Below are 22,740 nucleotides of genomic sequence, written 5' to 3' on the forward strand. Positions count from 1 at the left end.
TTACCAAGGAGTTTTCCGTTTCGACTGCGCCGGAAGTGGGGCGAATTATAGACTTCCAGAATCTGCCGTCAACCCCTGATTTGGCTTTTCTATCAGGTTGCCCAAAATCGCTGCTTATATATAGACGCGACCGTCGCGAATGCGCAATATATTGCCCAAACCATAGAACAACACTTTCGCTTCCCACTTCGGACGATGCCACGCTATGAATGACCATCCCCGCAGCCTCGTCTCGACCCTGTTCTCGGTGGGCCTGCTTTTAATAGCCATGGCGTCGATCCAGTCCGGCGCCTCATTGGCCAAAAGCATGTTCCCGATTATCGGCGCTCAGGGGACCACCACCCTGCGGCTGCTCTTCGCCAGCGTGATCATGCTGATCCTGTTGCGCCCATGGCGGGCGAAGCTCACCGCAAAGTCCTTGCGTACCGTTATCGTCTACGGGATGGCACTGGGCGGCATGAACTTCCTCTTCTATATGTCTTTGCGCACCGTCCCCCTGGGTATTGCCGTCGCCCTGGAGTTCACCGGGCCACTGGCGGTGGCTATCTATGCCTCACGCCGCGCAATCGACTTTTTGTGGATTGCCCTGGCGGCTATCGGCTTGCTGCTATTGATACCGACAGGAGCGACAAGTGCGGGAATCGACCTGGCAGGCGCCAGTTATGCCTTGGGTGCAGGCGTGTGCTGGGCGCTGTACATCCTGTTCGGCCAGAAGGCCGGCGCCGACAATGGCGTACAGACCGCAGCGCTGGGAGTGATGATTGCCGCACTGTTCGTCGCGCCTATCGGCATCGTCCATGCCGGTGCCGCCCTGCTGACTCCGTCATTGATCCCCGTGGCCATCGCTGTCGCCCTTCTGTCCACCGCCCTGCCCTATACGCTGGAGATGGTCGCGCTCACCCGAATGCCAACCCGGACTTTCGGCACATTGATGAGCATTGAACCGGCTATTGGCGCGCTGTCTGGCCTGCTGTTTCTCCACGAGTACCTCACACTGTCACAGTGGATGGCGATCATGTGCATCATTCTGGCTTCCGTGGGGGCGACCATGACCATGGGAAGTGCTGCCAAGCCCGCGGTCGCGGCGGATTGATACAGGATTTGACGCAGGTCTGGTATTTGCCGCTCAATTAGGCCATGTTTAGGCCCGCAACCGAATGTCATCCAAGGATTTTTCAGGATAGGGATATCAGAACGCTTCAATCGAAAGCGAATGCAGCCACACCCGGGCGCGAGATCCGGGAGCGCTATAAGGACAGTAATGAAACGAATTTTGCTATTGATTGCCGTACTCGCAATTGCGGGTTGCGCGGCGACATCGAAAACACAAGTCAAACATGGCAAGAAAGGGCTGCATATCAATTGTTCAGGGCTTTCGTCATCCTGGGACAAGTGCTACACCAGCGCCGCCAACTCGTGCGCGCCCAAGGGTTACAAGGTCATCGCCAAGTCGGGAGATGCCGTGGAAGAACCAGGTGATTATCCATTTGGTCTCAACCCTGCCGGCTATACCAGCCGAAGCATGATCGTCATTTGCAAATAGGTTGATGCCGCCCGGCAATCTGGCGGCCAATCTCATCGTAACTGGACTTCAGCACGGTGCGCTGGATGTCGGGAGTGGCCAGCATTCGCGCCACGACCAAGGCACCGATGCATTGCGACAGAATCGCCCACGCCAGACTGTCGCTTTCCAGAATACTTGCCCAACGCTCCTGCAGCCGACAAATCCAGACCTCCGCCTCCTGGCGAACAGCGATATCTGAACGAGCAATTTCGGCTCCCAATACCGGTAATGCACAACCGGACTCCGGGTGCTCGACATGGGCCATGCTCAGATAATGCTTCAGGCAACGTTCGAGCCTGTCGCAATCCTGATCAGCACCCAAACGCTCCAGGCTTTGGCACAACTCGCGTTCGACGATCAAAGCGAACAGTTCGTCCTTCGACGAAAAGTGACTGTAGAAAGCAGCACCACTCAAGCCGATCGCCTTCATCAGCCCGTCGACGCCTACCGTGGAAAAACCGGACTTTTTGGCCGACACCGCGCTGCTTGTCAGCAGTTTCTCTCTTGTTTCCAGCTTGTGATTGGCCGAGTAACGCATTGCCTTGCCCTCAGGATTGACTGTCTTGACGCATGCCAAATCCTAGCATAACGTTCGTTCAGTTAACGATCGTTCATCAAAGGGGTCTACCCATGAATAATAAGAAGGTCGTACTGGTTGTCGGCGCCGGTGATGCCACCGGCGGCGCGATTGCCAAGCGTTTTGCACAGGAAGGTTTCATTGCCTGCGTCACTCGTCGTAGCGCGGACAAACTCCAGCCATTGGTCGATGCAATCAAGGCCAATGGCGGTGACGCCCACGGATTTGCCTGTGATGCACGTAAGGAAGAGGATGTGATTGCGCTGGTCGAGCAGATTGAGACCGAGATCGGCCCCATCGAAGCGTTTGTTTTCAACATCGGCGCCAATGTGCCGTGCAGCATTCTCGAAGAAACTGCCCGCAAGTATTTCAAGATCTGGGAAATGGCCTGTTTCTCAGGTTTTCTCAATGCCCGTGAAGTGGCCAAGCGGATGGCCAAGCGCCAACGCGGCACGATTCTGTTCACCGGCGCCACCGCTGGCTTGCGCGGTGCGGCAGGATTTGCAGCCTTCGCCGGCGCCAAGCACGGGATTCGCGCACTGGCTCAAAGCATGGCCCGCGAGCTGGGGCCGATGAATATTCACGTTGCCCATGTCGTCGTCGACGGCGCCATCGATACTGATTTCATCCGCAACAGTTTTCCGGAAAAGTACGCGACCAAGGACGAGGACGGCATCCTCAATCCCGAGCACATCGCCGAGAACTATTGGTACTTGCACAGCCAGCCCCGGGACGCGTGGACTTTCGAGCTGGATCTGCGCCCCTGGAACGAACGCTGGTAAGCCCTCCCCCCTACAACAATAAGCAGAGCGCACCGACCATGAGCAAAACCGTGGAGTTCTTTTTCGATTTAGGCAGCCCCGCCACCTACCTGGCGTATACCCAATTACCGAAGATCTGCGAGCAGACCGACAGCCAGCTGGTCTACAAACCCATGCTGCTGGGCGGGGTCTTCAAAGCCACGGGCAACGCTTCACCGGCAACCATCCCGGCCAAAGGTCGCTACATGTTTCAGGACCTCGACCGCTACGCCAAACGATACGGCGTGCCACTGAAGTTCAACCCGCACTTCCCTATCAATACCCTGATGCTGATGCGCGCCGTCACCGGTATGCAATTACGTCATCCCGAACGCTTCCAAGCGTTTATCGATTGTCTGTTCCACGCACTCTGGGTCGAGGGACGCAGCCTCGATGATCCGGCGACTGTTGCAGCCGTGCTGACGCGAAATGGTTTCGATCCAAACGAAGTACTGGCCCTTACCGCCGATGAGGACGTCAAAGCCGCTCTCAAGGACAACACCGAGCAAGCGGTCAAGCGCGGTGTATTCGGCGCACCGTGCATGTTCATCGGCGATCAGATGTTCTTCGGTCAGGATCGACTGGACTTCGTCCTTGAGGCCCTGCGTTAAATCTCGATGACCAAACGACCTTGAGCCGCTCCACCAGCGAGCAGTTCATGGGCGGCCTCGGCGGTTTGCAATGTGAACTGCCGCGGGTCAAGCAACGGCTTCAGCTTACCGGCCTCAATCAACTTCGCGGCGTCCCGAAGGATCTGCCCGTGGTGCTCGCCGCCCTTGCCAGTCAATAAAGGCAACAAGGTAAACACTCCCGAGTAAGTCGCGGCCCGAAACGACAACGGTGCCAGACTGTGCTGCCCCCATCCGAGACAGCTCACCACATGCCCCTCGTAGACCCGAGCGGCCTTGAAGGAAGCATCCAGCGTTTCACCGCCCACCGTGTCATAGACAATATCGAACCCCTCTCCCCCCGTGTGCTCCGCCACATAGTCCTCAACCGAAGACTTGCGGTAGTCGATAAACGTCGCACCAAGGCTTTCGATGATTGCCTGCTGACCCGCAGAGCCCGTGGCGAATACTTCAGCACCGAAAGCCCGGGCTATTTGCACCGCCACGTGCCCGACACCCCCGGCACCGCCATGGATCAGCACCTTCTGACCGGCACGCACTCGAGCCCGGTCTACCAATCCTTCCCATGCGGTAATCAACACCAGGGGCAACCCGGCGGTCTCACGCATACTCAGATTGCCCGGTTTGTGCGCCAGCAGACGCGCATCAACCACCGCGAACTGCGCAAGCGAACCTTGCGCACCGCCGATTCCGGTCGCCATCGCGTAGACCTCATCACCCGGCAGCCATCCACTTACGCCCTCCCCTAATGCATCGATCGTCCCGGCCAGATCCATGCCCAGCACCGCTGGCAAGGGCTGACGCGCATGAGCCGCCTGACCCGAACGAATTTTTCCATCCAGCGGATTCACTCCACTGGCTTTGATCCTGACCAACACCTGACCCGGCCCTGGCACAGGTCGCGGGATGGAAACCAAGCGTAACGGCCCGTTGGCCACATCAACAATCAGAGCACGCATTTGAAGTGAGTCAGTCATTTCGCAAATTCCTGTCAGAGGTGGCTGTAGGACGATCTTCCTCCCACTCACTCATGCCGATAAGACGCTGTATCGCTATAGTGACCATGCCCATTTGGCATCAATGAGAAACCCCATGGACAAACTCAATGCAATGGCCATCTTCGTCCGGGTCGTCGAGCGCGGCAGCTTTTCTGCCGTTGCCAGGGAGATGCAGACCAGCCAGCCAACCATCAGCAAAGTGCTAAGGGCGCTGGAAACTGAACTGGGCGGGAAGCTGATTTCCCGCAGCACGCGTCAACTCTCGCTGACTGACGAAGGTCAGCGGTACTACAGCGAGTGCCGACAAATCCTCGCGGCCGTGGACGCGGCGGAACACAGTTTTCATTCAGGACGCGAAACCGTTGCCGGGAACCTGAAGATCGGTTCCTCGGTCAGTTTCGGGCGATTGCAGATTGCACCGCGGCTTCCTGAGTTTCTGAAACAACACCCCCAGGTGCAGATTGACCTGCAACTCAGTGACCAGAATCAGGACCTGGTCAGCGAAGGCCTCGACGTCACGTTCAGAATCGGCGAATTGACCGACAGCGGTCTGATCGCCCGCCGCATAGGCACCACCCACCGAGTGACCGTTGCTGCGCCAGGCTACCTCGAGCAACACGGCCAGCCGCAAACACCAGAAGAACTGCGCGGACACAATTGCCTGCAATTCAACCTGCTGAACAGTCAGAACCTATGGGTTTACGAAAGCGGAGCCCAGCATCATGAGGTGCGGATCAAGGGCAATGCAAAAAGCAACAACTCAGAGGCGATCCGCGAGATGGTGCTGGGAGGATTGGGAATTGCTTTGTCGCCGGTGTGGTTGTTCAGTGAGGATCTGAACGCCGGGCGAGTGACTGCGATTTTGCAGGACTACACCGCGCAGTCGCTGCCGATTCATGCCGTGTCCCCGGCGAATCGTCGCCAATCCGCCAGGGTCAAAGCCTTTGTCGACTACATGAGTCAGGCGCTCGAAACAGCGCCTGAACTCCAACCGGTCAAATAGCTGCAGTCCGGGTGTTCAACCACTCAAGGGCGGCGCCTTCGAGCAACGGGCTCAAGCGCTGGCGCACCTCGGCGTGGTAGGCGTTGAACCACTGCTTTTCGTCATCAGTCAGCAGCGACGGTTCCAGACAGCGAGTGTCAATCGGGCACAGGGTCAGGGTTTCGAATTTCAGGAACTCACCGAATTCGCTCTTGCCCGCTTCGGTGTTCAACACCAGGTTTTCGATCCGTACACCCCAACGGCCCGGTCGGTAGGTGCCCGGTTCGATGGAGGTAATCATGCCCGGCTGCATCGCGGTTTGCGGTGCTGCGGCGGCCTGATAGGCAATGACCTGCGGGCCTTCGTGCACATTGAGGAAGTAGCCGACGCCGTGACCGGTGCCGTGTCCGTAATCAACACTTTCAGCCCAGATCGGCGCGCGGGCAATCGAGTCGAGCAAAGGCGAGAGAATGCCACGAGGGAATTGCGCACGGGACAGCGCGATGACGCCCTTGAGCACCCGCGTGCAATCGCGTTTCTGCTCATCCGTCGGCGTACCGACCGGCACCATCCGCGTGATGTCGGTGGTACCGCCCAGGTATTGGCCGCCGGAGTCGATCAGCAACAGACCGTCGCCTTCGATCACCGCGTGCTCTTCTTCGGTGGCGTGGTAGTGCGGCATCGCGCCATTGGCGTTGAACGCGGCAATGGTGTTGAAACTCAGCGACACATAACCCGGACGTCGGGTACGCGCGGCCGTCAGGTGTTCGTCGATGGTCAGTTCGGTGATGCGCTCACGACCCAACGCCGAGTCCAGCCAGGTGAAGAACTCGCACAGCGCCGCGCCGTCCTGCTCCATGGCCTGACGAATGTGCCCGGCATCGGCCAGGCTTTTCTGTGATTTGGCCAACGTGGTCGGGTTCAGACCTTCGACCAGTTTCACGCCGCTGTTCAGGTTATCCAGCAAACCGGCCGTCACGCGCGCCGGATCGACTTGCAAGCTCGCGCCGCTCGGCACGGCGCGCAAGGCGTCGGCCACTTCACTGTAATCGCGCAGGGTCACGCCGTCTTGTTCCAGGACCGCACGCAGCTCGGCATCGACCTTGCTCAGGGCCACGAACAGAGTGGCCTGCTCTTGACTGATCAGCGCGAAGGACACGAATACCGGGTTGAACGACACGTCGCCGCCACGCAGGTTGAACAGCCAGGCGATGTCATCCAGGGTGGCAATGAAGTGCCAGTCAGCACCACGATCTTTCAACACCTCACGCAATTTCGCGAGCTTTTCACCCCGACTGACCGTCGCCTGCGGTGGCAAGTGCTGGTAGATCGGCTCATTCGGCAGCGTCGGGCGGTCGCTCCAGACTTCGCTCAACAGGTCGATGTCAGTGCGCAGACGTGCGCCGCGTTCTTCAAGTTTGCCGCCCAGCGTCCGCGCCGACGCCACGGCCATCACCGCGCCATCTACCGCGACGACACCGCCTTCAGGGGTTTGCTCGGCCAACCAGTCCAGCGGGCCAGGCTGGCCCGGTTGCAGCTTGACCAGTTCGATGCCGCTGCCCTTGAGTTCCTTGCTCGCTTGTTCCCAGTAACGGCTGTCGGCCCAGACGCCGGCAAAGTCCGGGGTCACGATCAGTGTGCCGACCGAGCCATGAAAGCCCGACAACCACTGCCGCCCTTGCCAATAGCCCGGCAGGTATTCCGACAAGTGCGGATCGGCCGACGGCACCAGCAGGGCATGAATGCCCTCCCGGCTCATCAGCTCGCGGGTTTGCGCCAAACGTTGGGGCACCGATCCATTGATCGAAGGCTGCGTACTCATCATGTCTCCTGCTAATCACTTCATCATTATTGTTGAGTGCCGATCAGTGCCGACACTTTCAGGCCTTATTGCCAGAATGCCGGAGCACTGGCGCAGGCCGCTTTAATCAGTTGTGCCGCTTGGTCGACATCCTGTTCGGTGGTGAACCGGCCGAGGCTCAAGCGAATCGTGCGACCCGCCGAGCGGGCGTCATGCCCCAGGGCCAGCAGCACATGGGACGGGGCATTGCTGGCGGAGTTACAGGCCGAGGTCGCAGAAAATGCGATCGAGCTGCTCAGCGCCGCAGAATTGAACTCGCCTTCGTTGAAGGTCAGGCTCAGGGTATGAGGAATGCGTTGGGTCGGGCTGCCATTGAGCCGCACGCCGGGGATGCTCAGCAGTTGCTCGAGCAAGCGTTCGCGGAGCCGCACGATCGTGGCTTTTTCCTCGTCGAATGCGGCCGCCGCCAAGGCGAAGGCCACACCCATCGCAGCGATCTGATGAGTCGCCAAGGTGCCGGAACGCAAACCGCCCTCGTGACCGCCACCGTGAATCTGCGCCAGCAAACGCTGGTGCGCGCGCGGGCCGACGTACAGGGCGCCGATGCCTTTAGGGCCGTAGATCTTGTGCGCCGAAAACGACATCAGGTCCACCGGCAAGCGGGCAAGATCGATTGCCACTTTGCCCGCGCCCTGGGCGGCGTCGACATGGAACAGTGCATCACGATCACGCACCACCTGGCCGATGGCTGCAATGTCATTGACCGTGCCCAGTTCATTGTTGACCAGCATCAGCGACACCAGAAAGGTGTCTTCGCGCATCGCCTCGCTGACCGCTTGCGGGGTAATCAGGCCCTCGGCGTCAGGCACCAGATACGTCACGGCAACGCCTGTGTCCTGCAACTGCTTCGCCGTGTCGAGGATTGCCTTGTGTTCGATCTGGCTGGTAATGATGTGTCCGCCGGACACCCCGCGGGCCTGGGCCACGCCCTTGAGGGCAAGGTTGTTCGATTCGGTGGCGCCGGAGGTCCAGACAATCTGGTCCGCCTGAGCGCCGACCAGCTCGGCGACTTGTCGCCGCGCCTGCTCGACCGTTTGCCGGGCCTGCTGGCCGAAGGCATGGGAGCTGGACGCCGGGTTGCCGAAGTTGCCGTTGAAACCCAGACACTCGACCATGACCTTGATGACCCGCTCATCCACCGGCGTGGTGGCGGCGTAGTCAAAATACAGAGGACGTTTATTCATAGAAGACTCGCAGAGCATGTTCCGGGATCAGGAGGCTCGTCACTGAAACATCAAAGCGCAGCCTCGTGAGCTGCGCTGACCGTTCAGTGCGTTAGAAATACCTGATCGGAGGCCGTTAAAGAAGGACAACTTCATTTAAAAGTGCGTAGGAACGCTCCTGAAGTCGAGCTTAACAGGCATCGGCCAACCGGTTGAAGCGATGTGTCAGCTAAAGCTCTCGAGCAACAACGGATACAGCGAAGCCACCAACAGCAGGGCCATGCCCCAGTTGAACAGGCGCAACCAGCGACGATCCTTCAACACATTGCGCAACAACGTGCCGCATCCGGCCCAGACGCCGACGCTCGGCAAATTGATCAAGGCAAAGACCGCAGCAATCACGATCACATTGGTGAAGTACCCCTGCATCGGCGTGTAGGTGCTGATGGCACCGATGGCCATGATCCACGCCTTGGGATTGACCCACTGAAACGCCGCCGCACCGAGATAGCTGATGGGTTTGCTGTCGCCCTTTTCACTCTCGGAGACCGGACCGGAATGGGCGATTTTCCAAGCCAGGTACAACAGGTATGCCGCGCCGACGTAGCGCAGCACCGTATAGAGCAACGGGTAGGTTTGAAACACGGCACCCAGGCCGAAACCGACCGCCAGGACGAGGACAAAGAAACCACACGTGATGCCCAGCATGTGCGGAATGGTGCGGTGAAAGCCGAAATTCACGCCCGATGCCAGCAACATGGTGTTGTTCGGACCAGGGGTAATCGAGGTGACGAGGGCAAACAGGGCGAAGCCCAGCAGCAGATCGAGCGAGAGCATGAGCGGTAGTCCAATCAGGGTCAGTCAGGTGTTGACCCTATCGCACGCCTCCGGGGAAACCCATGGACAGTTACGTGAAACTTCGAACGGTACAGTTTGAGATCAGCTTGGACGACCGTGAAGCTGTACAGCACGTTCAGCGTTCATCTCGCCATGTTTGTCGAAACCGACCGGTTTTTGCGGCAGGCCGAGCAATTCGGCTTTTTTCGCATGGTACTCGTCGAAGGACAAACCGCGACGATTCAAGTCCTCCAGCGCCAGTTCCCGAGTTTCTTCAGCGGTATAGGGTCGCAATTCAGGCGAAACATGGCTGGCACATCCGGCAAGAACGGAGACCGCGAGCAGCAGGAAAGTGGCGATTAGAGGTTTCATGGGTGGCGTGCTGGCATCTGGGTTCGGGGCAATGAACACAGGCTACCCGCCCCCTTCGAAGGGCAGAAATCAACGCTCTCGATAGTGGCTATCGAATTTGGCTAATACCGTTTAACCATCGAACATACGTTGTTGCGCGCAGCGTATCGCCTCAGCCATTACAACCAGGTGCACACCGCTGCCCTGCTGGGCTTGAGCCGCAACGTCACGCGCACACGACTGATCAAGATCGGCGAACTGGCGGTGAACAAGCGCCGGCCCACGGAAAACGTGCAAGGCGAGCGCCTGATGCGATTGTCGATTTAACTCACCAGATTGCAGTGCAGCGCGTTGTCATGGCTACGTTCCAGACTGTGCAATACCTGGAACGAGCCGAACGTCACGGTTTTCGCCTGATGCGCGCGAATCAGCTGCCAGAAATCCTGCTCGCCGCTTTCAAAGCTCTGAAACGCAGCTTCCCCCGCCTCGCGAGTTTGCCATTGCAGGCAGTTGAGCACCCGCCGACCGTCGTCGCTGGCCTGGATGCTCGCACTCAAAAACCCGCTGTAGCCTTGGGCCAGGCGCTCGGTCTGCTTTGACAAGGCCGACACCAACGCGGGTTGCTGATGGGGTTCGATCTCGAATTCGATCAACTGGGTGAAGCTGCGATTTTTCTCTGGCGCTTGCATGAAGAGTCCCCACTGACGTGTAAGCCGGACCTTGCGATCCGAAGGCTTGCAGGGTAAAACCTCGACTTAACTAGAGGTCAAGAGGCATTTTTCAAATGATCACCCCGGAACATCTGCACAAGGAACTCACTGTCGGCCAATTGGCCGCGCGCAGCGGCGTGGCGGTCACGGCCCTGCACTTTTACGAGTCCAAGGGGTTGATCAAAAGCAATCGCAATCAGGGCAACCAGCGGCGTTATCCGCGGGAAGTGCTGCGGCGGGTGGCGTTGATCAAAGTCGCGCAGCGCCTGGGAATTCCGTTGGCTGAGATTGGCGAGGCACTGAAAGCCTTGCCGGATAACCGAGCGCCGACGGCGGCGGACTGGAAGGTGATGTCGGCGCAGTGGAGTCGGGATCTGGATGAGCGGATCAGTCAATTGACCTTGCTGCGGGACAAGCTCAATGGCTGTATCGGCTGCGGATGTCTGTCGATGGAGGCGTGTCCGTTGCGTAACTTTGGCGATGTGCTGGGGGAACAGGGGGCGGGGGCGCAGCTGTTGGAATCCGGGGCAGATCCGAAATAGCGGCGTGGCGTTCGCGGGCAAGCCTCGCTCCTACAGGATTGCGTGTTACTGGCGAACGACACAAAACCTGTAGGAGCGAGGCTTGCCCGCGAAGACGTCCTCAAGGCAGACCGAAAGCTTAGAAACCCGGCGCAATCTGTCCTTTGCAGCGTGTCAGGATGAACTGCCGAAACTCATCGGAGCTCAACGCCTTGGCCCGTTTCTGCAAACAGTGGCGCTGCTGCTCGTCGGGCACTCAGTGGCGCAAAAAGCGCTGACCTATAGTTATCCGACCGGAAATCGGCGAAGGAACACCTTCAATTCACAACAACAAGGGAGAACCGTCATGAGCGTCAACCCCATTCCAGAGGGTTATCACAGCATCACGCCTTATCTGGGCATTCAAAAAGCGGCCGAAGCCATCGAGTTCTACAAGAAGGCTTTTGGCGCCACGGAAGTCATGCGTCTGTCCATGCCTGATGGCGGGATTGGCCACGCCGAGCTGAGGATTGGCGATTGCCCGATCATGCTCGGTACGCCGTGCGATCAAGGGCCGTTAAGCAATCCCGACACATCGCCGTCCGTGGGGCTGCATTTGTATGTGACCGATGTGGACAAGTCCTATAAACAGGCGATCGCGGCGGGTGGAACGGTGGTGTCCGAGGTCAAGGATCAGTTTTATGGCGACCGTTCAGGGACGTTGAAAGATCCCTATGGGCATTTGTGGTTCCTGGCCACGCGCAAGGAGGATTTGACTCAGGAGCAGATCGAGCAGCGGGCCAAGAAGATGTTTCAGCAGGGTTGAATCCTTCAATGTCTGAGCGTGCCTCTTCGCGGGCAAGCCTCGCTCCTACAGGGGGGGGTGGTTCCGGATATTTGCGAACGAAACAACCCCCCTTAGGAGCGAGGATTGCCCGCGGAGGCGGCATCCCTGACACCACAGATCCCTCGAACACACTTCATGAACAAGCGCACCACGTTTCACGCCTTGCCCTGACGGCGCAACACTTTCAGGATGCAGACCACTACAACAAGGACTCGCCTCATGTTCGCCGGATTCCTGAAAGACCAGCGCCACGTCAACGGTGTGGACATTGCCTACCGCATCGGCGGCAGCGGACCTGGCCTGCTGTTGCTGCACGGTCACCCGCAGACCCACGTCATCTGGCACAAGGTTGCCGAGCAACTGGCCGAGCACTTCACCGTGATCGCCGCCGATTTGCGCGGTTACGGTGACAGCAGCAAACCACCGGCCAGCGACCACCACACCCACTACTCCAAACGAGAAATGGCCAAGGACAGCGTCGAGCTGATGAAGACCCTGGGCTTCGAGCAGTTCTCGGTGCTGGCCCATGACCGTGGCGCTCGCGTGGCCCATCGCCTGGCGCTGGATCATCCCGCTGCCGTGCAACGCATGGTGCTGCTGGACATCGCTCCCACCCTGTCGATGTACGCGCAAACCAACGAAGCCTTTGCCCGCGCCTACTGGCACTGGTTCTTTCTGATCCGTCCGGCCCCGCTGCCGGAAACCCTGATCGAAGCCGACCCCGACGCCTATCTGCGCAGCGTGATGGGCAGTCGCAGCGCCGGGCTCAAGCCGTTCACCGCCGATGCCTTCGGCGAATACCTGCGCTGCCTGCAACTGCAGGGCACCGCGCGCGGCATCTGCGAGGACTACCGCGCCAGCGCCAGCATCGATCTGGAACATGACCGCGCCGATATCCAGGCAGGTAAATATCTGCACCTGCCGTTACTGGTGCTATGGGGTGCAGAAGGCACGGTCGGGCGCTGTTTCGAGCCGCTCAAGGAATGGCAACACGTGGCCACCGACGTGCGTGGCAAGGCCTTGCCTGCCGGCCATTACATCGCTGAAGAAATCCCCGAACTGCTGCTCGCCGAAGTGCTGGGTTTCCTGCGCTGATCGCTGAGTCCCGCTGCTATGCTGGCGGCTCATGCCGCCAGTGTTCGTTCTGCCATGACCACCAAGAAAGACAACGTGCCCCTACCCGAAGACCTGCGTGTACTCCTCACCGTGATCCGCAAGAGCGGTTTCGCCGCCGCGGCCGATGAGCTGGGCCTGTCGCCCGCCTATGTCAGCAAGCGCATCCAGATTCTCGAAACCACCCTCGGCACCCGCCTGCTCCATCGCACCAGTCGCCGCATCGCCCTGACCGAGGACGGTGAACGGGTCCAGCGCTGGGCGTTGCGCATTCTCGATGACTTCCAGCAACTGCACGACGAACTCTCCGACGCCCACGACAGCCCTCGCGGGCGCCTGCATCTGTGCAGCAGTTTCGGTTTCGGCCGTCATCACGTGGCGCCAGCCGTTTCGTTGCTGGCCGAGCGTTATCCGGAGCTGGAGATTCGTCTCGACCTGTTCGACCGGGTGGTGGACATCGTCAATGAAGGCTTCGATCTTGAGATCCGTGTCGGCGACGACATTCCCGGCCAGCACATCGGTCGGCAGTTGGTGAGCAATCGACGGGTTGTCTGCGCGGCGCCCGGTTACCTGCAACGGCAGGGCATGCCGCAGACCTTAAATGAACTGGAGCAGCATCATTGTCTGGTGATCAAGGAGCGCGACAACGCGTTCGGCATCTGGAACCTGGAACGCAACGGGGTTCAAGAAAGCGTGCGGGTCAGCGGCCCGCTGTCATCCAACAACGGCGAGATTGTCTTGCAGTGGGCACTGGACGGGCGCGGTGTGGTGCTGCGGTCATTGTGGGACGTGAAACCGCTGCTGGATCAGGGGCGACTGGTGCAGTTGCTGCCCGAATACAGTCAGAGCGCCAACGTCTGGGCGGTGTACCCGACGCGGCTGGCGTATTCGGGGAAGCTGCGGGCGTGTGTGGAGTTTTTGCAGGAGCATTTCAAGGGGTTGTCGGTTTGATTGGTTGTGTCAGGGCGGGCCCTTTCGCGGGCAAGCCTCGCTCCTACAAGGATTGCGCAGAACCTAAAGAAGAGAGGCTTGCCCACGAAGGCGATTTCAGCTCAGCCAGGGGTTGGCGGCCAGGTGATTGCGTTCGAAAGCTTTGATTTGTTCGCTGCGCTGCAGGGTGCTGCCGATGGCGTCGAGGCCCAGCAGCAGTGCGGTTTTGCGCAGGGTGTCGATCTCGAACGAGATGACTTTACCGTCGTGGAGGCGAATTTCCTGTGCCTCGAGATCAACGTTGATGAGCGCGCTGTCCGGCTGACTGACCACGTGCCCAAGCCGCTGCGATACGGCCTCATCAAGGGTGATCAGCAACACTCCATTTCGCTGGCAGTTATCATAGAAAATCCCGGCAAAGCTACTGCCGATCAACGCCCGAATCCCCATCTGCCGCAAGCCCCAGACCGCATGTTCGCGGCTCGACCCACAGCCAAAGTTCGGCCCGACCACCATGAAACGTGCGCCTTGCCACGCCGGTTGGTTCAGCACGAACTCAGGGTTTGGTGAACCGTCGGGCAAAAATCGCAGGTCAAAAAACAAACCGCGATCCAGCCCGGCGCGGTCGATGCCCTTGAGAAACTGCTTGGGCATGATCACGTCGGTGTCGATATTGGCGGCGAGCATCGGCGCCGCCTGACCGGTGACCTGGGTGAAGGGTTGCAGGCTCATGCGCGGTCTCCAAAGTGACGGATGTCGGTGAGGCGGCCGGTGATCGCCGCGGCGGCGACCATGGCCGGGCTCATCAGGTGCGTGCGCGCGCCCGCGCCCTGACGGCCTTCGAAATTTCGGTTGGTGCTGGAGGCGCAGCGGTCGCCCGGCGCCAGCACGTCGTCGTTCATCGCCAGGCACATCGAGCACCCGGACTGGCGCCACTCGAACCCGGCCTCGATAAAGATCGCCGCCAGGCCTTCGGCCTCCGCCTGATTGCGCACTTCGGTGGACCCCGGCACGATCATCGCCCGCACGTGCCCGGCGACATGTTTGCCACGCACCACGCTGGCGGCGTCGCGCAGGTCTTCGATGCGCGCGTTGGTGCAGGAGCCGATAAAGGCGTGGCTGATGACGATGTCGCTCAGCGGCATCCCGGCTTCGAGGCCCATGTAATTCAGGGCGCGGCGCATGTCCTGACGCAGGATCAGGTCGCTGATGTCTTGCGGGTCTGGCACGCACGCGCCGATCGGGGAAGCCTGATCCGGGCTGGTGCCCCACGTCACCATCGGTTCCAGAGCGCTGGCGTCCACCTGGACTTCACGGTCGAAGTGCGCGCCCGCATCGCTGTGCAAGGCGCGCCACTTCTCCACCGCTTGCTCCCACAACGCGCCTTTGGGTGCGCGGGGTTTGCCCTTGAGGTAGGCGAAGACTTTCTCGTCCGGGGCCATGAACGCCCCCCGCGCCCCGGCCTCGACGGCCATGTTGCAGATGGTCATGCGTGCTTCGACGCTCAAGGCATCGATGGTCGAACCGCGAAACTCGATGGCGTAGCCGGTGGCACCCGAGGCGCCGATCTGGCCGATCAGCGCCATGATCACATCCTTGGACGTCAGCCCCGGCGCCAGCGCCCCCTCCACCGTCACGCGCATGCTTTTCAGGCGTTTGTAGACCAGCGTCTGAGACGCCAGCAGGTGCTCGATTTCCGAGGTGCCGATGCCGAAACCAAACGCACCGAGGGCGCCATAGGTAGTGGTGTGGCTGTCGCCCGCCGCGATGACCATGCCCGGCAGAATGAAACCCTGCTCCGGCGCAATGACGTGTTCGATGCCTTGGCGTTTGTTGAGGATGTCGAGCAGTTCGATGCCGAAATCACGGCAGTTTTCCGCCAGGTACGACACCTGTCGCGCGCCGCCGGGGTCCGGCATCGCGGCGATGCGCACCGGGGCGGTGGGGTTGACGTGATCGACCACCGCCAGCGCGGTGCCGGCCCGCCAGACCCCGCGTCCGGCCTCGCGCAACCCGCTGAACGCTTGGGGGCTGGTGTATTCGTTGATGACCTGGCGATCGATGTACAACAGGACGTGACCCTGGTTATCGAGGCGACACACCGTGTGGGAATCGATGTGTTTGTCGTAGAGAGTTCTTGCTGGAGGCATGGAAAGGCTCGCTCAGGCTCGCGGGTGAAAGGCGTCTGAGCTCCATCTTAGGGAGTAGGACATCGCCATCAATGGCCGGACAGTGATCCCGTGAACCATGGTTCGTGTTGGATCGTTTCCCCCCCTGTAGGAGTGAGCCTGCTCGCGATAGCGGTGTGCCAGTTACGTTGAAGCGGGCTGAACGATCGCTATCGCGAGCAGGCTCGCTCCTACAGGGGTTGTCTGCGCGCCGACCGGAACGCGAAACATTTTCTTTCACATTGTCGTTCGGGATTTCCGTTCCTCATCCGTCCTATATAGATGCAGTCAGTCCGCGTAGGCAAAAGCCACGGACGACTTTTCATGGACCTCATCGCTGGGAAGCCCGCAGCAGAGGCCTTCCCATCGATACAAGACCTTTAATCATGTCGAAGAAATCCCGCTCCAAACTCTGGTTTCTGGTCCATAGCTGGCTGGCCCTGCCGATCTGGTTTTTCGTACTGATCGTCTGTGTCACCGGCACACTGGCGGTGGTCAGTCAGGAAATTGTCTGGCTGGCCAACCCGCAGATGCGCGCCAGCCAACCCACCGACGACGCACCGCTGCTCAGTTATGACCAGATCGTCGCCGCCATCAAGAAGGCAGAACCGAACACCCTGGTCGAGGCCATCAGCCGGCCCGACGAGTCGCACTTCGCGCTCGATGTCGATGTCAGCTACCCCGACGGGCGCTCGGTGAAGGTTTACGTCAACCCGTACAGCGGCGTGATTCAGGGCGCCGCCCCGCCATTCAATTTCCAGGCCTTCACCCGTGCATTGCATGGCTGGTGGCTGGTGCCGTTCACCAACGGTTACAGCTGGGGCTGGTACCTGGTGTCGTTCCTGAGCTTGCCTTTGCTGGCGTCATTGGTGACCGGGCTGGTGGTCTACAAGCGCTTCTGGAAAGGTTTCTTTAGACCGACGTTACGCATCCGTCATGGCGCGCGGATTTTCTGGGGCGACTTTCACCGCCTGAGCGGCATCTGGTCGATCTGGTTCATCGCGGTGATTTCCATCACCAGCACCTGGTTCCTCATCCAAGCGTTCATGTTCGATAACCAGGTGTCGATCTCCACCGCGCCGGTAGCCTTGGTGGTTCCACGTGAGAGCGTGCCGGTGAGCACCGATGGCTCGCCAGCGCCGATGATCAGCCTGGAAGCCGCGATTGCCCAGGCCAAGGAACGCATCCTGGGTCTGGAAGACAGCTTCGTCAGCCTGCCCGCCAACGCCTATAGCTACCTCACGGTGGGCGGTCGCAGTTGGTATCCGTTGATGTTCCAGACTGCCGAGATCAACCCGTACACCGGCGATATCGCCGCCACCCGCCTGCTGTCCGACCGATCCGGCCTGGAGCTGGTGACCGAGTCCATGCGGCCGCTGCACACCGGTGATTTCGGCGGCCTCTGGATCAAGCTGATCTGGTTCTTCTTCGGTTTGATCCTGAGCATGATGGTCCTTAGCGGCCTGCTGATCTGGACCAAGCGCACCGCCCTGGCCACAGCCAATGCCCTCAAGCGCAAAGACAAACGTCCTCGCACCGCCGCTGTCGATCGCCGCGAAACCACGGAGGTCAGCCAATGAGCCTGTTCACCGCTGAAAAACCAGCCTCGAAACTGAGCCGCTTCTGGCACAAATGGCGCTTCCACATCAACGTTCTGCTGCTGCTGGTGCCGCTGGGGTTCATGCCCAAATACTTTGCCGACGCGGCGCTGTTTCGCGGCGACACCGGCCTGGGTGAGCGGGAAATCGGTGAAGTGCAGGTCGGGCCCTGGAGCCTGCGCCTCGCCGAGTTGCGCAACGAAGCCCCGACCCTCGATGGCCCGGCCGGCCACATGAAGAGCTTCAACGCGGCGCTGTGCGACAGCTGCCGCGACCAGGTCAAGGCGACGTATCTGCGCATCGGCAAACCCCGCAGCCTGCGCGCCGCCGGGGTGATTTTCTTCGGCACGCCGTACCGCATGGGCGCGATGCTGCCGATCCCCGAAAAGACCAAAGCCGACGCCGAACTGTGGATCACCATGGAAGGCTGGGACGGCGCGATGCATCAAGCGTCGATCCCCCTGAGCCAGGCATCCCCCGCCACCCTCGCGTGGCTGAACAAACAAGGAGGCAAACCATGATGCTACGTTCTCTAAACGCGGTTTTACTGGTGCTATGCGCCGGGTTCAGCGCCAGCGCCCTGGCCCACAACCCGATGTGCGAATGCAAAGCCATCGACGCCGAACAAATCAAATGCACGGGCGGTTTCTCCGACGGCAGCGGCGCACCGGGGGTGACGCTGGATGTGATCGGCTACGACGAAACCATCCTGGTACCGGGCAAGCTCGGTGCCGATTCGACCCTCACTTTCAAGAAGCCCGGTGCCGAATTCTACGTGCTGTTCGACGCAGGCCCCGGCCACGTCGTCGAGATCGACCAAGCGGACATCGAAGCCCCATGAGTACGCCTACTACGCACGTCGTCCGCCCGGCCGGTGCCGGCCATGAAACCCTGTATGTGTTGCTGTTGTGCCTGATGATCCTGGCGGTAGCCGGTTCGGTGGTCGCCTGGCGCCATGAGCCTCAGGAAGTCAGCAGCGTAGGCAGCCATCAGCTGGATGCCCGTCGCGATCTGAGCGCATCCGAGCAAGGCATCTATGCCGACCTGCGGGTGACGCTGGACGAGATTCATCTGCTGCGTCAGGAACAGCAAGCGCTGCCGACGCCCGCAACGCTTGCCGATGAAGGCTTTGCACCATTTGCCCAGGACGCCAGTTCCGTCAGCCGTGGCGGCCATGCCTGGCAGCTGCTCGACGCCAAGGCCTATTTCGGTCAAAGCCAGACGCCCGCCGTGGCCGGTTCGTTTCTGATGCGCCTGACTGCTGACGACGATGCCCCTGACGTCTGGCTCAATCGCGACAAAGCCCTCGCGGCCCCGACCGATCTCACTGACGCCGCGCTCGAAAGCGCCGGCTGGCAGCAGATCGTCGCGCAATTCGATGCCGGCGTGACCCGCCAGCACCGGCACTGAACCCTCGCCTTCACCCGAGAGAAGACCGCTTTCCCATGCCTATTTCATCTCAACGCTCATTCCTGCGCCCGCTGCTGGTCGGCCTGCTTGCCATATTGCTGACGCCACTGGCCAGCGCCGAGGATGCCAAGCGCCTGCGCATCGGCATTACCCTGCACCCTTATTACAGCTACGTGGCCAACATCGTCGGTGACAAGGCCGAAGTGGTGCCGCTGATTCCGGCCGGTTTCAACCCGCACGCCTATGAGCCCCGCGCCGAAGACATCAAGCGCATCAGCGGGCTCGATGTGGTCGTACTCAATGGCGTCGGTCATGACGACTTCGCCGACCGCATGATCGCCGCCAGCGAAACGCCGAACGTCCCGGTGATCGAAGCCAACGAAAACGTGCCGCTGCTGGCGGCCACCGGCACCGCCGCACGCGGGGCCGGCAAGGTGGTGAACCCGCACACCTTCCTGTCGATCAGCGCCTCCATTGCCCAGGTCAACAACATTGCCCGGGAACTGGGCAAGCTCGACCCGGCCAATGCCAAGACCTACACCCAGAACGCCCGCGCCTACGGCAAGCGCCTGCGGCAAATGCGCGCCGACGCCCTGGCGAAACTGACCCAGGCACCAAACGCCGAACTGCGAGTGGCCACGGTGCACGCGGCTTATGACTACCTGCTGCGCGAATTCGGCCTCGAAGTGACCGCCGTGGTCGAGCCGGCCCACGGCATCGAGCCGAGCCCAAGCCAGCTGAAAAAGACCATCGATCAACTGCGGGAACTGGACGTGAAGGTGATCTTCTCCGAGATGGATTTCCCGTCCAGCTACGTCGACACCATCCAGCGTGAGTCCGGGGTGAAGCTGTACCCGCTGTCGCACATTTCCTATGGCGAATACACCGCCGACAAGTACGAAAAGGAAATGACCGGCAACCTCGACACCGTGGTTCGGGCGATTCAGGAGTCGGGGAAATGACGGCGAAAGAAACCATCAGCGAGTCGCCTGTGGGTGCGGGAGCGACCACGCCCGCGAAGGTGTCCAGTCATTCGACATCATCACTAAATGACCCACCACAATCGCGAGCAGGTCGAATCGTCGCGCCGTCACTCCCACAGGTTTCGGGGCCGACGCTGGATTTTGCGCAGGTCAGTTTGACGCTGGGGCGCACGACGATCCTCGACAACGTGACCTTCCAGGTCCAGCCCGGCAGCGTGCATGCGCTGGTCGGCCCGAACGGTGGCGGCAAGAGCTCGCTGATCAAGACCCTGCTCGGACAGATGCCACATCAAGGTCGCTTGAGCCTGCAATGGCCGGGCACACCGGGGACCATCGGTTATGTGCCTCAGGCGCTGGAATTCGACCGCGGCCTGCCCATGACCGTCGACGATTTCATGGCCGCGATGTGTCAGCGGCGTCCGGCGTTCCTCGGTTTGAGCAAGCATTACGCAGCCGCGATTGGTGAAGCGCTGGAACGGGTCGGCCTGCAGGACAAGCGCAAGCGGCGCATGGGCGCGTTGTCCGGTGGGGAGCGTCAGCGCGTGTTGCTCGCTCAAGGGTTGATCCCGGCGCCGCAGTTGCTGGTGCTTGACGAGCCGATGTCGGCCCTCGATGAGGCCGGTATCCAGGTGTTCGAGCGATTGCTCGGCGACTGGCGCCAGAGCGGCATCACCGTGTTATGGATCGAGCATGATCTGGAAGCCGTCGGGCGTCTGGCCGACCGGGTGACCGGACTCAATCGCCGGGTGCTGTTCGATGCCACGCCGAAACAGGCGCTGACCCCGGAACGCCTGCTGACCCTGTTCTCGACCCATCCACGGAGCGCTGCCTGATGAGTTATGAAGCCTTTCGCTTGATGGTGCAGGGTTGGGCGTCTTCGGGTTATCTGCCTGAAGCGCTGGCCTATGGTTTTGTGGTCAACGCCCTGCTCGCCGGTTTGCTGATCGGCCCGGTGCTGGGCGGCCTGGGCACGCTGGTGGTGGTCAAGCGCTTCGCGTTTTTCTCCGAAGCGGTGGGTCACGCGGCATTGACCGGCGTGGCCGTCGGCATCCTGCTCGGCGAACCTTACACCGGGCCTTACGGCAGCCTGTTCGGTTACTGCCTGCTGTTCGGCATCCTGCTCAACTACCTGCGCAACCGCACCGGGCTGGCGCCGGATACGTTGATCGGTGTGTTCCTCTCGGTGTCGTTGGCCCTGGGCGCGAGCCTGCTGCTGATCCTGGCGGGCAAGATCAACGTGCACATCCTCGAAAATGTGCTGTTCGGTTCGGTGCTGACGGTCAACGGTAACGATCTGCTGGTGCTGGCCATCGTCGGTTCGCTGGTCATGGCGCTGGCCTTGCCGCTGTACAACCGCATCATGCTGGCCAGTTTCAACCCGCAGCTGGCGGCGGTCCGTGGTGTGGCGGTGAAGACCCTGGATTATCTGTTTGTGATTCTGGTGACCCTGATCACCGTGGCCGCAGTGAAAGTCATCGGCGCGATTCTGGTCGGTGCGCTGCTGGTGATTCCCGCCGCAGCGGCACGCTTGCTCAGCCAGTCACTGAAGGGTTTCTTCTGGTGCTCGGTGCTGATCGCCACAGTCAGCACGCTGTGCGGGATCCTCGCGCCGATCGTCTTCGACCTGCCCATTCCGTCCGGTGCCGCGATCATTCTGGTCGCCGGTATCGCCTTCGCCCTCGCCGCCATCGCCCGTGGCGTTGTCCCAAGCCTGAAAGGGAATATCGGATAAATGTCTTTTTCTCTGCGTCAACTGACCCTGGCCGTCGCCCTGTGCGGGCTGGTCACTACCCCCTTTGCAGCGGACACAAAACCCCTGCGCGTGCTGGCCTCCTTGCCGATCACTTACGGGCTGGGTGAAGTCTTGCTCAAGGGCACCGACGTCAACCTTGAGCGTGCTGCGCCGGCGAACCTGCCGGGCAGCCGTCAGACCGCGTACTTCACCGGTCGTGGCGCTCCGGCGCTGGCCAAACTGGCGACCGACGCCGATGCGGTGATCGGTCTGCGCTCACTGTGGGCAGACGATCCGCTGTACCCGAATGCCCGGCGCAGCAACATTCGTATCGTTGAAGTCGACGCCGCCCGCCCGGTGGACGGCGCCCTGCCCGGCATCGCCGTGCAGCCGGGCAATAAGGTCGACGGCTTGAACAGCCAGCCGTGGCTTTCCAGCAACAACATGGGGCGGATGGCGGATGTGATGGCGGCGGACCTGGTGCGCCTGGCGCCCGAGGCCAAGCCTGCGATCGAGGCTAACCTGGCGGCACTGAAACAGCGCTTGCTCAAGCTCAGCGCGGACAGCGAAGCGCGATTGGCCAGTGCCGATAACCTCACTGTAATGAGCCTGAGCGATCACTTCGGCTACTTGATCGGCGGGTTGAACCTGGAGCTGATCGGCCTCGATGCACGGCCGGACGCCGAGTGGACACCTGAAGCACTCAAGCAATTGGGCGCGACGCTGAAGGACAATGATGTGGCGGTGGTGTTGCATCATCGCCAGCCGTCTGATGCGGTGAAAGCGGTGATCGCAGAGGCAGGCAGTCGGCTGGTGGTGTTGAGTGTCGACTCGGCGGATCCGGTGGCTGAGCTGGAAGGGAATGTGGATCGGGTGATCAAGGGGTTGAGCGGGGTTTAACGTCAGTGAGTCCGCGTTATCGTTCATCGCGAGCAGGCTCGCGCCCACAGGGGATTTGTGTCGCGCCATAGATCCAATGTATGAGCG

26 protein-coding genes and 2 pseudogenes are annotated in these 22,740 nt (G+C 60.7%); 18 read left to right on the top strand and 10 right to left on the bottom strand.

Annotated features, from left to right (window positions below; all coding sequences use genetic code 11):
- The first annotated feature begins 205 nt into the window (after positions 1-205).
- Both rhtA and FBY01_RS16155 read left to right on the top strand, forming a co-directional pair.
- Positions 206-1,093 carry a threonine/homoserine exporter RhtA gene (gene rhtA / locus FBY01_RS16150; RefSeq protein WP_010461127.1) on the top strand — a complete coding sequence of 296 codons (888 nt, stop codon included), beginning with the start codon at positions 206-208 and terminating at the stop codon, positions 1,091-1,093.
- Positions 1,094-1,261: 168 nt separating this feature from the next.
- On the top strand, positions 1,262-1,543 hold the full coding sequence (locus tag FBY01_RS16155) for a hypothetical protein (RefSeq protein WP_010461128.1): 282 nt from the start codon (positions 1,262-1,264) through the stop codon (positions 1,541-1,543).
- Here FBY01_RS16155 and FBY01_RS16160 read toward each other — a convergent pair.
- Positions 1,530-2,102 (bottom strand): TetR/AcrR family transcriptional regulator, encoded by a 573-nt coding sequence (locus FBY01_RS16160; protein ID WP_145308567.1) that lies wholly within the window; start codon positions 2,100-2,102, stop codon positions 1,530-1,532. The genes FBY01_RS16155 and FBY01_RS16160 overlap by 14 nt on opposite strands.
- 92 nt (positions 2,103-2,194) lie before the next feature.
- Between FBY01_RS16160 and FBY01_RS16165 the strand changes: the two genes are divergently transcribed.
- A complete protein-coding gene (locus FBY01_RS16165; RefSeq protein ID WP_094468283.1) occupies positions 2,195-2,923 on the top strand; it encodes an SDR family oxidoreductase in 729 nt (242 codons plus the stop codon).
- Positions 2,924-2,961: 38 nt separating this feature from the next.
- Complete coding sequence (locus FBY01_RS16170) at positions 2,962-3,552, top strand: 2-hydroxychromene-2-carboxylate isomerase (RefSeq protein ID WP_145308569.1); 591 nt, start codon at positions 2,962-2,964, stop codon at positions 3,550-3,552.
- Here the strand turns inward: FBY01_RS16170 and FBY01_RS16175 are convergent.
- The gene (locus FBY01_RS16175; protein ID WP_145308570.1) at positions 3,549-4,547 is read right to left on the bottom strand and encodes a zinc-dependent alcohol dehydrogenase family protein; all 999 of its coding nucleotides are present in this window, start codon (positions 4,545-4,547) and stop codon (positions 3,549-3,551) included. The two genes, FBY01_RS16170 and FBY01_RS16175, sit on opposite strands and share 4 nt — an antisense overlap.
- 115 nt (positions 4,548-4,662) lie before the next feature.
- Here FBY01_RS16175 and FBY01_RS16180 point away from each other — a divergent pair, with 115 nt between their 5' ends.
- Entirely contained in the window at positions 4,663-5,571 is a 909-nt protein-coding gene (locus FBY01_RS16180) for a LysR family transcriptional regulator (RefSeq protein WP_145308572.1), read from the top strand.
- Here the strand turns inward: FBY01_RS16180 and FBY01_RS16185 are convergent.
- The 4 genes from FBY01_RS16185 to FBY01_RS16200 all read right to left on the bottom strand — a co-directional run bounded on the left by FBY01_RS16185 (position 5,564) and on the right by FBY01_RS16200 (position 9,783).
- Entirely contained in the window at positions 5,564-7,372 is a 1,809-nt protein-coding gene (locus tag FBY01_RS16185; protein WP_145308574.1) for an aminopeptidase P family protein, read from the bottom strand. The two genes, FBY01_RS16180 and FBY01_RS16185, sit on opposite strands and share 8 nt — an antisense overlap.
- A 65-nt stretch (positions 7,373-7,437) precedes the next feature.
- Positions 7,438-8,595 carry a cysteine desulfurase family protein gene (locus FBY01_RS16190; protein ID WP_010461142.1) on the bottom strand — a complete coding sequence of 386 codons (1,158 nt, stop codon included), beginning with the start codon at positions 8,593-8,595 and terminating at the stop codon, positions 7,438-7,440.
- A 204-nt stretch (positions 8,596-8,799) separates the two neighbouring features.
- Positions 8,800-9,411: a LysE family translocator gene (locus FBY01_RS16195; protein WP_145308576.1), complete on the bottom strand. Its 612-nt coding sequence runs from the start codon at positions 9,409-9,411 to the stop codon at positions 8,800-8,802.
- Between the two features lie 102 nt (positions 9,412-9,513).
- On the bottom strand, positions 9,514-9,783 hold the full coding sequence (locus FBY01_RS16200; RefSeq protein WP_010461147.1) for a hypothetical protein: 270 nt from the start codon (positions 9,781-9,783) through the stop codon (positions 9,514-9,516).
- 117 nt (positions 9,784-9,900) lie between these two features.
- Here FBY01_RS16200 and FBY01_RS16205 point away from each other — a divergent pair.
- Positions 9,901-10,089 (top strand): annotated as a pseudogene (locus FBY01_RS16205) (sigma-54-dependent Fis family transcriptional regulator); the annotation flags it as partial.
- Here the strand turns inward: FBY01_RS16205 and FBY01_RS16210 are convergent.
- The gene (locus FBY01_RS16210) at positions 10,086-10,451 is read right to left on the bottom strand and encodes an antibiotic biosynthesis monooxygenase (protein WP_145308578.1); all 366 of its coding nucleotides are present in this window, start codon (positions 10,449-10,451) and stop codon (positions 10,086-10,088) included. The pseudogene FBY01_RS16205 and the gene FBY01_RS16210 overlap by 4 nt on opposite strands.
- A gap of 95 nt (positions 10,452-10,546) precedes the next feature.
- Here FBY01_RS16210 and soxR point away from each other — a divergent pair, with 95 nt between their 5' ends.
- Entirely contained in the window at positions 10,547-11,014 is a 468-nt protein-coding gene (gene soxR, locus FBY01_RS16215; protein WP_145308580.1) for a redox-sensitive transcriptional activator SoxR, read from the top strand.
- A 118-nt stretch (positions 11,015-11,132) separates the two neighbouring features.
- Here the strand turns inward: soxR and FBY01_RS31875 are convergent.
- Positions 11,133-11,219, bottom strand: a pseudogene (locus FBY01_RS31875) (methionine ABC transporter substrate-binding protein); the annotation flags it as partial.
- 120 nt (positions 11,220-11,339) lie between these two features.
- Between FBY01_RS31875 and FBY01_RS16225 the strand changes: the two are divergent.
- The 3 genes from FBY01_RS16225 (at position 11,340) to FBY01_RS16235 (ending at position 13,883) form a co-directional block, all read left to right on the top strand.
- A complete protein-coding gene (locus FBY01_RS16225; protein WP_145308582.1) occupies positions 11,340-11,798 on the top strand; it encodes a VOC family protein in 459 nt (152 codons plus the stop codon).
- A gap of 240 nt (positions 11,799-12,038) precedes the next feature.
- Positions 12,039-12,914 carry an alpha/beta fold hydrolase gene (locus FBY01_RS16230; RefSeq protein ID WP_145308584.1) on the top strand — a complete coding sequence of 292 codons (876 nt, stop codon included), beginning with the start codon at positions 12,039-12,041 and terminating at the stop codon, positions 12,912-12,914.
- An 18-nt stretch (positions 12,915-12,932) separates the two neighbouring features.
- A complete protein-coding gene (locus tag FBY01_RS16235; protein WP_077747879.1) occupies positions 12,933-13,883 on the top strand; it encodes a LysR substrate-binding domain-containing protein in 951 nt (316 codons plus the stop codon).
- A gap of 96 nt (positions 13,884-13,979) precedes the next feature.
- Here FBY01_RS16235 and leuD read toward each other — a convergent pair whose 3' ends face one another.
- Positions 13,980-14,594, bottom strand: a complete 615-nt coding sequence (gene leuD, locus FBY01_RS16240; protein ID WP_083374676.1) for a 3-isopropylmalate dehydratase small subunit — start codon at positions 14,592-14,594, stop codon at positions 13,980-13,982.
- On the bottom strand, positions 14,591-16,012 hold the full coding sequence (leuC, locus tag FBY01_RS16245; protein ID WP_145308586.1) for a 3-isopropylmalate dehydratase large subunit: 1,422 nt from the start codon (positions 16,010-16,012) through the stop codon (positions 14,591-14,593). The genes leuD and leuC overlap by 4 nt, the downstream gene beginning before the upstream one ends.
- 404 nt (positions 16,013-16,416) lie before the next feature.
- Between leuC and FBY01_RS16250 the strand changes: the two genes are divergently transcribed.
- Genes FBY01_RS16250 through FBY01_RS16285 form a run of 8 tightly spaced genes read left to right on the top strand, consistent with a single transcriptional unit; the run spans position 16,417 to position 22,653 of the window.
- Positions 16,417-17,610 (top strand): PepSY domain-containing protein, encoded by a 1,194-nt coding sequence (locus FBY01_RS16250; RefSeq protein WP_145308588.1) that lies wholly within the window; start codon positions 16,417-16,419, stop codon positions 17,608-17,610.
- Positions 17,607-18,149, top strand: coding sequence for a hypothetical protein (locus FBY01_RS16255; protein WP_010461169.1), 543 nt, complete (start codon positions 17,607-17,609; stop codon positions 18,147-18,149). Before FBY01_RS16250 ends, FBY01_RS16255 begins: the two co-directional genes overlap by 4 nt.
- On the top strand, positions 18,146-18,469 hold the full coding sequence (locus FBY01_RS16260; protein ID WP_010461170.1) for a hypothetical protein: 324 nt from the start codon (positions 18,146-18,148) through the stop codon (positions 18,467-18,469). The genes FBY01_RS16255 and FBY01_RS16260 overlap by 4 nt, the downstream gene beginning before the upstream one ends.
- Positions 18,466-19,038, top strand: a complete 573-nt coding sequence (locus FBY01_RS16265) for a DUF6162 family protein (RefSeq protein WP_102594886.1) — start codon at positions 18,466-18,468, stop codon at positions 19,036-19,038. The genes FBY01_RS16260 and FBY01_RS16265 overlap by 4 nt, the downstream gene beginning before the upstream one ends.
- A gap of 35 nt (positions 19,039-19,073) precedes the next feature.
- Positions 19,074-20,000 carry a metal ABC transporter substrate-binding protein gene (locus FBY01_RS16270; RefSeq protein ID WP_145308591.1) on the top strand — a complete coding sequence of 309 codons (927 nt, stop codon included), beginning with the start codon at positions 19,074-19,076 and terminating at the stop codon, positions 19,998-20,000.
- Positions 19,997-20,854: a metal ABC transporter ATP-binding protein gene (locus FBY01_RS16275; protein ID WP_145308593.1), complete on the top strand. Its 858-nt coding sequence runs from the start codon at positions 19,997-19,999 to the stop codon at positions 20,852-20,854. Before FBY01_RS16270 ends, FBY01_RS16275 begins: the two co-directional genes overlap by 4 nt.
- Entirely contained in the window at positions 20,854-21,753 is a 900-nt protein-coding gene (locus tag FBY01_RS16280; RefSeq protein ID WP_010461179.1) for a metal ABC transporter permease, read from the top strand. The genes FBY01_RS16275 and FBY01_RS16280 overlap by 1 nt, the downstream gene beginning before the upstream one ends.
- Positions 21,754-22,653: a metal ABC transporter solute-binding protein, Zn/Mn family gene (locus FBY01_RS16285; RefSeq protein ID WP_145308594.1), complete on the top strand. Its 900-nt coding sequence runs from the start codon at positions 21,754-21,756 to the stop codon at positions 22,651-22,653.
- The last annotated feature ends 87 nt before the right edge of the window (positions 22,654-22,740 follow it).

Source organism: Pseudomonas sp. SJZ077 (genome assembly GCF_007993905.1).
Classification (GTDB): Bacteria; Pseudomonadota; Gammaproteobacteria; order Pseudomonadales; family Pseudomonadaceae; genus Aquipseudomonas; species Aquipseudomonas mandelii.